This window comes from Thermogutta sp. (assembly GCF_039793925.1).
Lineage (GTDB): Bacteria > Planctomycetota > Planctomycetia > Pirellulales > Thermoguttaceae > Thermogutta.
The window spans coordinates 4,818-18,534 of the sequence record NZ_JBAMME010000244.1; the positions used below are offsets into that span (position 1 = coordinate 4,818).

Annotated in this window: 10 protein-coding genes; all 10 read right to left on the bottom strand. The window is 56.9% G+C overall.

Features of this window, described 5'->3' with window-relative positions; genetic code table 11:
- On the bottom strand, nucleotides 1-965 hold a 965-nt coding region (locus tag ABJK56_RS11590), incomplete at its 3' end, for an NAD(P)H-dependent oxidoreductase subunit E (protein WP_347244831.1).
- Between the two features lie 246 nt (nucleotides 966-1,211).
- Nucleotides 1,212-3,134: a PQQ-binding-like beta-propeller repeat protein gene (locus ABJK56_RS11595; RefSeq protein ID WP_347244832.1), complete on the bottom strand. Its 1,923-nt coding sequence runs from the start codon at nucleotides 3,132-3,134 to the stop codon at nucleotides 1,212-1,214.
- 175 nt (nucleotides 3,135-3,309) lie between these two features.
- The gene (locus ABJK56_RS11600) at nucleotides 3,310-4,752 is read right to left on the bottom strand and encodes a 4Fe-4S binding protein (RefSeq protein WP_347244833.1); all 1,443 of its coding nucleotides are present in this window, start codon (nucleotides 4,750-4,752) and stop codon (nucleotides 3,310-3,312) included.
- A 69-nt stretch (nucleotides 4,753-4,821) separates the two neighbouring features.
- Nucleotides 4,822-5,409 carry a ferredoxin gene (locus ABJK56_RS11605; protein ID WP_347244834.1) on the bottom strand — a complete coding sequence of 196 codons (588 nt, stop codon included), beginning with the start codon at nucleotides 5,407-5,409 and terminating at the stop codon, nucleotides 4,822-4,824.
- 545 nt (nucleotides 5,410-5,954) lie between these two features.
- Entirely contained in the window at nucleotides 5,955-7,199 is a 1,245-nt protein-coding gene (locus ABJK56_RS11610; protein ID WP_347244835.1) for a hypothetical protein, read from the bottom strand.
- Between the two features lie 41 nt (nucleotides 7,200-7,240).
- Nucleotides 7,241-8,647 carry a PQQ-binding-like beta-propeller repeat protein gene (locus ABJK56_RS11615; protein WP_347244836.1) on the bottom strand — a complete coding sequence of 469 codons (1,407 nt, stop codon included), beginning with the start codon at nucleotides 8,645-8,647 and terminating at the stop codon, nucleotides 7,241-7,243.
- Nucleotides 8,648-8,670: 23 nt separating this feature from the next.
- Entirely contained in the window at nucleotides 8,671-9,873 is a 1,203-nt protein-coding gene (locus ABJK56_RS11620) for a Gfo/Idh/MocA family oxidoreductase (protein WP_347244837.1), read from the bottom strand.
- A gap of 228 nt (nucleotides 9,874-10,101) precedes the next feature.
- A complete protein-coding gene (locus tag ABJK56_RS11625; RefSeq protein WP_347244838.1) occupies nucleotides 10,102-10,923 on the bottom strand; it encodes an alpha/beta hydrolase-fold protein in 822 nt (273 codons plus the stop codon).
- 161 nt (nucleotides 10,924-11,084) lie between these two features.
- A complete protein-coding gene (locus ABJK56_RS11630; RefSeq protein WP_347244839.1) occupies nucleotides 11,085-11,486 on the bottom strand; it encodes a hypothetical protein in 402 nt (133 codons plus the stop codon).
- 427 nt (nucleotides 11,487-11,913) lie between these two features.
- A complete protein-coding gene (locus ABJK56_RS11635; RefSeq protein WP_347244840.1) occupies nucleotides 11,914-13,686 on the bottom strand; it encodes a thiamine phosphate synthase in 1,773 nt (590 codons plus the stop codon).
- Nucleotides 13,687-13,717: the final 31 nt, after the last annotated feature.

Below are 13,717 nucleotides of genomic sequence, written 5' to 3' on the forward strand. Positions count from 1 at the left end.
CGGCCGAGAAACGCCTCCACAGGTGGATCCCGGACATCCAGGGGCTGTGGCGTCAGTTTGTCCTCGTCGACGTCACCGAGCAGATGATCCAGCCACCGCTGCCAGCCGTAGTGCAGCCGGGCGAAGAAGTTTTTCGGTCGAAAATGCCGGTGAATGATGGCGGGAACATCTTCCGGTTGCACCCGGGAATACACCCGAGGCTGTCCCCGCTTGGGGATGACTTCTACCAGGGGGGTCTGATGACAGATGCCGACGCAGCCCACCCGTTTGACCCGTACAGGAACACCCGCCACAGCCGCCAGACTTTTCACACGTTCAAAGACCTGCCTGCTCCCCTGCGCCTGACAGCACGACCCCAAACCGACCCGGATTTCCCCCTGGGCAGTACCGTCTGTTCCGCCCAACAGCTCGTCATGGGGGATACCCTCCTTCACGTGATGAAGAAAATCGGCGAGGACTTTAGGGACTTTAGTTGGCGTCAGCCGTCCGTAGGTGAGGTGATCGATCTGGATGACGGGGGCCAGAGTACAGCAACCCAGGCAGGCTACCTTTTCAATAGTGAAAATTCCTTCCGGGTCGGTGTCTTCTCCATGGGGAATTCGCAAATGGCGCTCCAGCGATTCCTGAATCCGTGGTGCTCCTTTCACATGGCAGGCTGTTCCATGGCATACGCGAATAATGTGCTGGCCAACGGGACGGAAGCGAAATTGACCGTAAAACGTCGCCACACCGATCAGTTGCGCCGGGCGAACCTGCGTCAATTCGCAGACGCGTTCGAGGGCTTCCTGAGGCAGATAACGGAAATGGCTCTGAATGGCCTGGAGGATAGGAATCGCGGCCTCGGGCCCGCGTCCGCAGCGTTCCACAATCTCGTCAACGATGCGGAGATCGATGGACGATTGCTGACAGACCGAGTCATCGGCAGTCACTGCTGAGGATAGAGAGACCTCATTCACTTTATTCATGAGTTGTAAATTCGAAGGATCGGTTTTGTCTTTTTTTCCACCCGACGTTTGCCAACTCAACCGCACGGCGATTTTTGTTTACCGGCGCTGTTGTAATTGTAACCCGTTTTCGTTCGGAGTCGAACATCTTCCATGAAAAACATTTGGTCGAAGGATGCGTTTCGCACGAATTGTCCTGAGTCCAACACGCTTCACCGGCCTGCCCAGCGCCAGTCCGATTGCCGTGCTTCTTCTCATCCGAAAGTGTCAGTGTCCAATACAGAACACGTGTTTTTCGCCGCGGATATAAAGTCGCCCGGGCTGAAACGCAGGACTGGTCACACAGCCTTCGCCCAATGAGTTTTCGTGTTCGATCTTGAATTCCTGGTCGGTAACCGTCCCCACCCAGCAGGCTCCCTCTTTGGAAAACAGGTAGACCTTGCCCCCGGCATAAGAAGGTGAGGAGGCAAAGGTATTATCCGGGAATTCATGTTCCCAGAGCTTTTCTCCCGTGTTCACGTTATAGCACGCCAGAACCGATGTGGACGATATCCATAAGGCATAATGGTCAAAAGCCAGCGGGCTACAGGTATCCGGCAGGGCATCCTCTGCCTCCCACACTTTGTGGGTCTTCGTAACATCTCCCGATCCATCGCCCCGAATAGCGTACATGTAATAGGAATACTCGCCTCCGGCAATGACTAGATCGCCATGGACGGTGGGTGATGGCCCGCAATCCCCCGTTGTGCCGTCAAACCGCCACCATTCGGTGCCATCTTCAGGGTTGTACGAAATCACAAATGGATTGGCCACAGTGATCAGTTGTGCTTTTCCCGCCAGGTTGGCAATGAGTGGACTGGTCCAAGAGTTACCAGTGGGACGCGTGACTTGCCAAACAACCCGGCCGGTGGGGCCTTCGAGCGCAAACAGTTTGGATTTGTCGTCGTCTGGCTCTCCCTGATCGAAGAGGACAATCACCCAGTTTCTGTAGGTACACAGGGAAGAAGCGTGTCCGTAAGCGTTATCCGGAATTCCCAGACCTTTCACCCAAAGAATGTTTCCCTGAAAATCGAGAGCCGCAACATCACCGTTGGCGAAAACGGCATACACACGGCGGCCATCGGTGGCCGCTGTAGGAGCGGCAAACCCGGTGTCCTTCATGACCTTGGGCTTCTTGCCCCGGCTTTCGGGAGTGGGTGGAATATCTCGCTGCCAGAGGACCTTACCAGAGTCAGCATCCAGCGCATAGCACACCCGTCGGTCTTCTATTGCCCCCGTGACAAAAACGAATTTGTCCCAGACAACGGGTGAATTGTGGCCGGGAAGATCAATGGGCGTTTTCCAAAGGATGCCCCGACCCTCTTCCGCATTCCATTCGACAGGTGGGTCCGGATGAGTGGAAATTCCGTCACCATTCGGACCGCGAAACCGTGGCCAGAAGCGTGCGAATTCCTCCGTGGGGGCCGCATCATTACCGACCGGCGCCCCGGTGGAAACCGCAGGTTGAACCGTCCCGGACTTCTCGGACTGCTTGTCCTGCCCGGTGGCGGCTGCTTCAGGGGAGCTTTCTTTCTGAGGACCGGAACCCTGCGCCAGTTCCCCACCAGGTTGGTGTGGAACTGCTCCTCTCAACGCGAGGGCCTGATGCACGGTGCCTCGCGCTCTCCAAGCCAAAATCGCTACAGCTACGATCAGCAGGACAACAAATCCCGCCACCGCTACCAAACGCCGACGGGTAGCCCGCTCGAATGCCTCGTCCCACACCTCAGTCGCACTTGGATGAGGCAAAGGCCGACGAAGTGTCGAGGCAATTTTGGCAAAAATGGCGAAGGTGATCAGGCCGGCAATCAAAAGGAGTGTTCCCCATCGATTGAACGTTCTTGCCCGGAAATACTCCTGCCGCAACCGAAGATCGAGTTCCCGAATGGCCTCCTTGAGTTGTTCATTCTGAGGGTCAGCAGCCAACTGCTTCTGAAGCGCCAGATACTGGGGAGAATCGAGAGGATCCTTGGCGAGATGGGTGACATAGTTCCATACCAGCAAGGCGGTGACTACAAGGGTGAAGACACCAGCCACCACCGCAACCCGCAGCGCCGCTACGAAACCGGGCAACGGTCCAGATGGGGTTGTCAACTCGCTATTCGCCTGGTTTGTGAGATCGCTTGTCTCTTTCGGCGAACCCGTTGTCATCGCATCGATCCTCCCGGAATTCGCGCCTTTGCACTTTGGATCAGTGTGCTCGCCACTGCCTCTCGCTCAATGTCGTGGTGTCGTACAAGTGCGCGGAGACCGTTCTTGTCGCGACTGGATTGGGCTATCGTTGGTGCAGGTTTCCCGTTCTTGATTGTTCTCACGCGCGGTGAGGTCAGCGAGCATTCCCGCTTGGAAGCGGGGATGGGGCCTCTGGGATCCGTGCGCGCGGGAGTTGGGCAACCTCTTCCCAGGACAGCCAGCCCCGTTGAATCTGCTCTTCCGGACAGTACCAAAAACATCGCCCGCACGCCACACAGCGACGGGGATCAGGGAGGTACTCTTCCCGTCGAGGCCGGGTGACCAGTTGCACAAACTTGAGGCCAATCACCAGACCGACCCATAATCCAAAGGCGGTGCTAGCACGGGCGAACACGCGAAGTCGCTCCACGGCCTTCTGAAACAGAACATTTTCGCTTACGCCGGAATTGTGAAAAGCTTTGATGGCGTCCTGAGCAAATTTGTTGTCCGGCGGCACTTGACCTGCCCGGACCCATTGCGCCAGTCGCACCTGGGGATCTAACTGTGCCAGAAGCGGATGCAGGGCGTAACCTCCGAGTCCTCCCGCGATCAACCAAAGAGGAACAGCGGCCAGCATGACCGCCAGACGTCGTCGGGCCGTTTGCCTTTCTCCCCGAGGAAGGGGCGGCACGGGCGCGACGATTGCCCCATACGGACATGCATCTTCACACAGTCGGCACCGAATGCATTCGGTCGGGGGGATGCGCACATGCCAGCGCGCCAGTTTGGAGCACAGGCCCAGGAGTGCTCCATACGGGCAGAGGAACCGGCAGTATGGTCGCCCGATAAAAATCCCTATCAGAAGTAAACTGCCACCGAAGACCAGCATGGATGTGGCACCCGACCGCCGGAAAAACGCCACAAACGGATCGTACTCGCAAATGACGTAGCTGGTGCCGGTTGCCGCATAAAGAACCGCCAGTCCAAGGTATATCCAGGGGAAAAGCCCCAGGGCGTGCTCCAACCAGTCGGGCAACTTCTGCGGGCGAACGGCAGCGATTTCCTGAATAGCTCCCAAGGGACATACGGCTGCACAAAACACTCGCCCAAAGAATAGGGCAAAAGCAATCGGGAGCGCAAAAAAGAGCAGGATGCTCCACGGGATAGCATACCGTCCATCAAAAAGCCCCTGAGCAACATCCTGAATAGCGCCAATTGAGCAGACGCACCCTTCCCGATGAAAGCCGAACCAAAACAAACTGATACCGGCCAATACAAACAGCCCGTTTCGCGATCGCTTCGCCAAAGCCAGGTAGGTCGCAGTCCCCAGGGCGACGGCGAGTGCGATCGTGTCCACCATTTCCCAAACGGGTGACGGTGGCGGAGGTACAGGCGTTTCCGGCAGTTTATGGGAGGTAAAATCGGGCGGAGGAAAGCGTTCCACGGCCAGCGCCATCCAACGCCCAGATAAAAAGACGGTGATAACCGCCAGAAAGATGAGCACATTCCATCGCCACGCTGACCCTTTCTGCGAACCGGGCGCTATCGGTAACCGACGTTTTTCACGCTGTTCCTGCTTGGGAAGGCGGTCAATCATATTGGATGAATCACCGGACCAAGTCTTTTGTGAGCGGACACGATGGCGAGATAAACCTCCACAATGCATTCACAGTGTGGCACTTGGCTTGTAGAGATGCTTTAACAGATAGGGCTGGGATGCAGGAAGCCGGACGAAAGCCTGCGAAGGACACGCGATGGCAATGGAGCACTGGTGGCAGTTTAGGCAACGGTCGTGCCTCACCTGAAGGTAAAGCGAACCATTGCCGAAGGCGGCACAGCCAACCACACACTTGCCGCACGCGATGCACAGATTCTCGTCGATAGTGTATTCGTAATACGGCTCTTCGACCAGTTTCCGAATGAGGGCACCCGTGGGGCAAAGCTGGTTTTCGGCACCTGTATTGAGGGCCAGTGGCTCCGGCGGAAAATAGCCGGTACACAAATCGCAGTAGCCGCACATGGGAAAGCTGTTGACACACTTGACCGCGGACGGGTCCAGCACGCAATGCGTTGCACAGTTGCCGCAGGCGATGCACTTGTAAGGATCGATCTGCCAGACCAAGAGGTCCCCGGAGGCTTTTTTGCCTGCCAGGAACCCGACCAGCCCGCCCACGCCGAGAAACGTTGCCATCTGGATTCCTTCCCGCAACATTTCTCGCCGTGACAGACGCTTCTCACTGCCACCTGGGCTCATGGCACTGCTCTCCAACTAAGAACCCGGCGACCCACCATGAACTGACCTCCCGAATCGTGTAGCACCCAGCTCCTGATTGAGCGGAGGCTTTCGCCGCTCGCCGGCCAGGTTTTTTCCTTCGGGAGAGGTGTCGTTAGTCCGAGAACCCTGCAAACTCTTTCGAAAAATCTGAGCTTGCGGCAAGGAGCATGCGGCAACCCGCGAACAACCCTCGCAAATCGACCGCCGGCAATCGGCACCCGCTTGCGAATCCGCACGCCGCAGTCCAAGACGTACCGTCATTGCCGAGAGTGCAATCAGGGCGGCAGCCCGGAGCGACTCGCACCAGAAGTCCCGCCGGGTCACAGACGGGCCAGCTTTACGGGCGTAGTTCTGTTGATGAATTGCCACATGAGAATTCGTCATGGCTGGGACTTCTCTTCTTTGTCAACGGGATTCCACTAGGTCGTCCCCACCTCCTACGTTGCTTACGATTGTGAACGGACCACCGAAACACGATACCTCAGCGCCGCCCAGTCCACCATACTCCACGATACCCGGTCTTGCTATTCCTTAGCGGTAGAGTCACCGCTGATTGTCTCCCTCATTTGCATCGCAGTTCCCTCGGCATGGTCGGAAGTGGCAGGTTGGCTCTCCTGCTTCGGCCGAAAAGCCTCCAAAACGCGCCGTCCGGGATCAAGAACGAGGACCCATTGCTCGTTGGGGCTTTCTGGGGGCGAAAACACTTCCACGTCCAGCACAGGGAGTCGGTCCTCGTCCCGTGTCTCTTGCCATTTGCTGGACGGCGCGAAATGTTCAGGAGAAGCCACCCAACCTAATAGCTCGCCGTGTGCCGAGTAAATTTTCACACGTGGAATTCCCTTTTCCGCCGTCACCACCCTCCCGTCAGAGAATAGGGCGATATGAGCGGGGTTGCAACAGCCACAGAAACCTGCCTCATCGAGTCCCGCTTTTCCCCAGAAGATTTCCAAATCGCCATCCGGTGTATAAAGTTCAATGCGACGCACGCCGGGGTTGACCACGCGTAAGAGACCGTCGGAACCCCAGGCGAGATCGAAGTAGGGGCTAGGAATGATAAAACCGAGAATCCCGCGATCGGCGTCGCGGTGCCCAATTTCAGCGATTTTTTCGCCGTGCATGTCAACCCGGTGCACCACCCGGTTGCCGGCATCCGCCACGAAAATGTTGTCTCCAGCAACCACGATGTCGGTGATGATGGCCTTAGAGCCAAAAAAGTTCCACTCCGACCGAACCTCGCCCGCTGGAGTCAAGACGGTCACGCGGGAACCGCTTCCCACCCAAAAGAGCAGGTCCGATTCGGAATCATTGCCCGTTCCACCGTTTTGCGGCGGAGGCAGCTTTCCCACAGCGAGACACTGTGGCGGGAAAGATAGAGCAACTCTTTCTTCCAAACGTGCCCCTTTGGTCGAGAGAGCCACAGCAAGCAGTTGATCATCCAAGGCGACCCACGCCTTCGTTTCAAACACAGCCAGCCGCCGCACGTCCTTCCCGGGAATCTCGACCTGCCAGGCGGGTTCAAAAATAACCTTTTCCTCGGGCACGGACACAAAACTGTCAAGGGTATAGACAAAGCGCTCTGGGAGTGCGTTGGTGCGAGGACTCCGCAGGTGATTTCGGTACACAAAGACGGCCGTGGCTCCAATGATCAGGCCCACGACGACGCAAGTGAGAGCCAGCAGCGCTTCCTGCCGAAGCGCACCCCTCGGAATGGTTTTCAAGCCAGCAACCGATGGATGCAGCAGAAAAGCGTGTTTTTCTCTTGTGTCCATAGTGGTGTTCCGGGCAAGATGTCGATAGACTGCCCTCAATTTCAGTTGGCCGTCAAATCCAGGCAAACCATCTCCGTGCTGCTGCGAACAATGAGACGTCCCTTCACAATGGCCATCGGCCCCCAGCAGTCATGGCCCTCCAACACTCGAGCCCGGGCCAGAGGCCGAAAGGCTTCAGGCGTCGCCTCTGCCACGGTGAGCGTGCCGTCATCGTCCAACGCCAGAAGCAGACCATTCGCGATCATATACGGTCCTAATCCGAACCGGTACTGGGAACCACTGGCCCATCGCTGGTTGCCGTTCAGGTCCAGGCAGACCATTTGTTTGTCTTTTTCCCGCACGCCGTAGATAAAACCTTTGTACAGGACAGGCGTCTGTTGGGTCGAGCCGAATTGCTGGGGGGGAAGCCGCGATTCCACTAGGGGGAGAATTTTGTCCCCCTCATTTTTTAAACGCATGAACAGAGATCCCGCGTCGTACCCGCCACAGAAAAAAATGCGACCATCGGGCAGAGGAAGCGGAGCGGGAACGGTTGCGAGGCTAATCTTCCATTCGGGAGAGTCCCAGATGATCGCACCATTATCCGCTCGAACCGCGACCACCCCACCTGTGGCACAGTAGACATACATCCGAACACCCTGAAATACGACCGGCATGATGGAAGAATGGGTCATTTTCCAGTCGCGGGGGTTGGGCGTCCTCCAGAATTCTTTGCCCGTTGCCGCGTCAAGGGCCACCATGAGTGCTTGAGGTCCACCCGGTGCAAGGATGACTCGGTCGTTTTCCACCAAGGGGCATTGTCCCGTGTACCAGGGGGGGACAGTAGCTCCCCACCGCTCCGCCATGTCGATGAGCCAGTACTTTTCGCCTGTCAGGCGGTTCAGGCAGGCTACGTGGCACTTTGGGCCGATGGTTACCACGTACTTGTCGGTCACCGTGGGAATGGTGCGGGACATGCCATGGTTGCGTTTGACAGTATTGTGATAGCGGAACTGCCAAATATCCCGCCCATCGTCCAGCGACAGACACCGAACAACGTCCTCTTCCTTTTCGCGATCGTAATCGATGAGGTACACCCGACCGTCCTTGATCGCCGCCGCTGCAAATCCTTCCCCCACCTCGATGGACCAGATTCGCCGGGGACCCTCCGGGGGCCAGGAACGGGCAAGGGTCACACTGGGATCTTCCCAAATCGCGTCCAGATTGGGCCCACGGAACCTCGGCCATTCTCCCGAAATTGATGACGGTTTTCCATCCAGCGTAACAAGTGTGCCGGACAACTCGTGTTTTTGGGACTCCCTTCTGAGTGGTTGCACAGGGCGATCCAATCCGGGGACGCGGCGTGCCAGGGGCGGCGCCGGCACCGCAACCACCCAAACCACAATCGCCCCCAATCCGAGGATGGCGACGGTGAGCGGGAAAAGAACAGTCCAAGAAATCGCTCGCATACGGTAACGCGAATCGCGGCGAGTTATTGCTTGAGGCCTGTCATATCGAAGTCCCATCGTTCGTTCGTGGCCAGCATTTGATCCCACGTGACCTCTGCTTTTTGGTACGCAGCCATTCGTCCGAGGATCGTTGTGAGATTGCTGCGGACGCTGGGAGCCACAGTGGGATTGCTGAAATCCCCCTTTGTAATGGCCTCGAAAAAGGTTGCAATATTTGTTTTGGCACCATCTGTGTAAAGATTTCCGGTCGCGCCCCCCGGAAAAGGTTTCTTCCCCTGGATGCTGACAGTCCCGAAGTAGTGGGTGTCGGCCGTCCCGTCCGTGCCGAAGATACGGCAGCCAATGTCGTCGTAACCGGCTCCATACTGCTTGGAAGCGAAGGTAAGAATGACGTCATTGGGAAAGGTAAAAATGACGGAGAAATGATCCCAGCAATCTCCGGGGCCGGTTTTGCCTTTGCGACCGCCCACTCCGTAGGCTCGCTCGGGCGCTGCATCCAGGAACCAGGTGGCCACATCCAGGGCGTGGATATTCTGCTCGGTAATGATGTCACCGGAAAGAACCCGAAACGCCCCCCATGCCCGGAGCAGGTTTTCGGGGTTTTTCACGTCCAGGTCGGCCGGTGCCACCCATGTGGGACCGCAATAATAAACCGCCTCGGCACTCACAATCGTGCCGATATCACCGCCCTGAACACGACGGACCGCCTCTTGATAAAGCGGGCACGCCCGGGTTTGGAAATCCACAAGAAATGCGAGTTTCCTGGACGTCGCTTTCTGGCCAGCCTGTTCAATCACCCGGCAACCCGCCACATCGACTGCCACGGGTTTAGCCAGAAAAACGTGCACGCCGGCTTCGACGGCTGTGGCGGCCTGTTCAGGATGAAAGAACGGCGGGCTTTCGATGGCGACGGCGTCCAGACCCCCATCGTCGAGCATCCGCCGATAACCCAGCAGCCCGGTGTAACGGCGGTTTTCCGGGACTCCAAACTGCGTTCCCCCAGCCTCGGCGCGGTCGGAGAAATAATCATGGACCGCCACAATTGTGTAACCCCCGTGTTCTCGGAACAAATTGGCGATCCAGCGTCCGCGGCCACCACATCCGATGAGTCCCAGGCGGACCCGAGAGTTGGCTTCGCTCCCAAATACCAGATCGCGATTAATAAACGAAGCCACGGCTACGCCGCCAGCAGCAAGAAATGTCCGGCGATCGGTCTTGCTCATCATGAACATCCTCCTGGTATGAAAGATTTTCCAAATTCTGGGGGATTCTCCGGATGGTGTGATGCCAGCGGGCAAGGGTTTCGAACTCTACCCAAGGACCTGAGACAAAGGCATCACATATCTCGACCTACAACACCCCAAGATAATCACAACGTTCTCGGGGTGTCACGGGGTGACTCGGTCGCCATGTTCGGGAGGCCTTGCTGGGGTGATCGTGATCAACAATTCGTCTCAGGAACCCGACGATTCGGCTGGGTTGGACCGGACTTGCTGGAACAGCCAGTCCCGAAGTTCCGGCTCCTGATACGCCCGGGACCACGAGTTGTGGCCCACCCCGGGGTATTCCGTGTAGCGCACCTTTCCGCCTGCTTTTTTAAGGGCTTCGACCATGGCTTGGGATAGGGACGCAGGTACCACGGGATCAGCGCCGCCGTGGAAGATCCACATCGGGATATGGGCGATTTCCTTGGCACGCGAAGTATCCCCACCGCCACAAATCGGAACAGCCGCGGCGAAATCATGCGGACGACGCAATAAAAGGTCAAACGTACCAAATCCGCCCATGGAAAGCCCGGTGACATAGCAGCGATCGGGATCCACACTCAATTCCTTGCGAATTTGATCGAAGAGTTCGATAACCAGCTTCATGGGGCGCGTGATTTCATTGGGCCAAGCTTCAGAAGAATCTACCCGACGTCGGATGTTCGCCCACCACGAATCACGGGGACATTGCGGAGCAATCAGGATAGCGGGATGCTGGGGGTCTAGGACGAGTGTCAAAAACTCATCGTTCTTGAGCTGGGCCTCGTTGTCGTCGCCGCGCTCGCCCGCCCCGTGCAAAAAGATGATGAGGGGGTACCTCTTGCTGGCATCGTAGTTTTCTGGAAGCCACAGACGGTAAGGAAGCGTTTCCCCCTCCGCGTTCTTGTACACACGCTTCTCCAATTTGGCATGGAGCTCTTTGTACATTTGCGCTGACGCCGTGTGGCAGGCGGTCAACCAAGCCAAGGTAGCCACTATTCCAACCCGGATGCTAGCAATCCGCTGTGTCATACCGTTGCCTTTCTCCAAAGCGGACCTCACCCAACAGATCCAACAGGCTCACGCGCGACCACGAGCAGAGCCGTGTAGCCAGGATATCAAGAAAAAACGCCGGTGTGAATCCACCGGCGATAAATTGCCCGGATTAGCACGCTCAAACGGGCGCAGAGCCGTCACTCCATCAGTTCGGGTGGCACATCTACCGGAAGTTTGCCAGCCTTAATGCGATCGCCGAAGGTAGGAGACTTGGGATCCTTCGGATCAACCTTTTCTTTTTCAACGATCTCGAGCGCCTTCTGAATCTTTTCTTTGTCCCGTGCGTCTGTCTTCCGATCAAGCAACTTGTCGAGGGCCTGGCCGTAGGCGTTCCGCTTGGTCTTGTCATCTCCCAGATGGCAAATATTGCACCCGGCGCGCTCAACCAACTCGGCAAAAGCCCGGTCTTTCGGATCGTTACTGTCTTTCTTCACGTAGCGAGCGACGAACTGTGTGCGAAACTGCGTTACGGCCAAGGCCGTGGAAGCACACCACGCGGCACCAACCACTAGAGCAATGACTCCCAACCGCTTCTTCATTGGGTCAATACCTCCTCATTTCCTCTTTCAGTGGATCATTCTGCCTCAAAAAACACAATGTCGCTGCGACTCGCGGAGTTCCCAGCTCTCCATTGTTTCGGTTGTTTCCACTTATTGGGGCCGGTAAGCCAAATGGCTGTTCCGATTCAATTGAGTTGCCACATTTGCAGGTTCGCTGCCATTTGGGTGACCAAGTGGCTCCTTGAACCCGCAACGGCAGCCTCCCATCGACTGGGGACTTCCTCAAATGCTGGAACGTCTTGATAGTCATCCTTGAAAGGCAGGATGGGCAGCGTGTGCTCTCAACCCGTTTCTCACGTCTTTCCCGGAACCGTCTTTGAAATTCTATTCCGGCTGTAAAGCCATTTGCAGAATTTTACCATCGTTTTGACATGCGTTCCAATCAAACGAGCTCGTTTACCGGCCGTCAACGGAGGGGCTTATCCTGAAGTTTGGCGAGAAGCCGTTTCGCGGCGGCCGGGGGATCGGGAGCGTCGACCACAGCCGCGGACACCGCCACGCGGGAAATTCCCGTGTTCAGCACTTCTTCAATATTCGACTCGTTAATGCCTCCGATGGCAAAGGCGGGCAGGGTGATTTCTGAGGCCACCTCCCGTAAAAAATCCAGTCCGGGAAAGTGCGAAAATTGTTTGGTCGAGGATGGAAACGTGGGACCACAGCCAATGTAATTGGCTCCGTCGAGCACCGCTTGTCGGGCCTGCTCGATGTTATGAGTGGAAACCCCTATCAACATCTCCGGCCCCACGAGGGCACGCACATCTTTGACCGTCAGTTCCTCCTGGCCCACATGGACCCCATCCGCGTGACTCAGGACGGCCAGGTCCGGCCGATCGTTCATGATGAACAGCGTCTGTGTGCCCCGGGTGATTTTGCGAGCAATCCGTGCCCTCTCCAGGAGTAAACGATCCTCAAGTTTTTTCTCCCGGAGCTGGATCATGTCAACGCCGGCCTGAACGAGCGACGTTATCAGGGCCTGAAATTCATCGGGTGAAGGTCGGGCATCTACCAGAACATAAAGTCGCGCGTTTTGCAGACGTTTCCGCGAGAGTTCAGTGATGCGGATAGCCCGATGAAGTGTGTAACACCGGTACCGGAGTTGCTCAAAGCGCTCCGCCAGTTCCGGTTGGAGCACCTTTGCGCATTCTTCGACGCTGCGGATGGCCTCGCGGACGCGGGATAAGTTCGCATCGATCAGCCCTTCGACTGACTCCCGCTTCATTTCATGGGAATGCTTGATCCGGGTGCCGACATCGAATTGGGTTTCCCGAGCGGCGAGGCGGTAGGTCATGGGAAATTCCCCTGCAAGCCGGGAAAACGCATGGCGGGTGTCTTTGACTTCTCCCATAAGAAAGGGATCATCCAGCACAAACCGCACATAATCTTCCACGACCCGAAGGCCTTCCAACGCACGGTTGATCGCTGCATCCACGATGCGATAAAGACCCATTGCTGTGGATGGGGTAAGTTGCGAAAGGCCACCAGCACTTTCTCGCTCGCCGGACGATGTATTCCGAGAATCTGCTGACGTTTCTTTTGGCTGCAATCTTTCTTCTTCGAGTGTTTCCGAAAAATGGCACGCCACAGTCTGCGCTTGGTTGGTTTCGGGCGCAGATCTCGATCCTACCTCCTCGGGCAGCGGAAGACTTTCGGTTTGGGCCACGACTGGTTCCTCTGATGCCGGTCGCCACTGCCCACCAGTGCCATAGCGCTGCAAAATTTGTTGCCGGAGTTGTGTGAAATTCAGACCCTGTTCACGGAGCCAGTCGGCAACGGGGTGGTCGCAGCCTGCCAATCCCAAGAGTAAATGCTCCGTCGAGATAATAGGTGGCCAATCTCCCCAGTCCATATACAGATCGACCGCCGTGAAAAGGCTTTTTACTTCGGGATGAAATTGGGGTGGCGACTCCAGGGGGATAGGTGGCGGCTCTGGAGTCCGATGGAGCTCCGGCCAGCGGGCAAGAAGCAACTCCTCGCTGATACCGAGTTCCCGCAAAATCATCGCCGCGCGGCATTCAGGTTCAGCGAGCAGACCCATAAGGATACTTACCAGCCGAAGACCGCCGAAGCCTTCTCCAAACTGCCAGGTTGCGGCGGCAGCCAGCGCACGAAGCGCTCCTGGTGTAAATTCGCGTTCCATGGGAATTAAGAGGAATTTGCCTGCGAGGGATTCCGCCGACAATTCGACATGCGCTTTTCCTTAAAGCATTTCC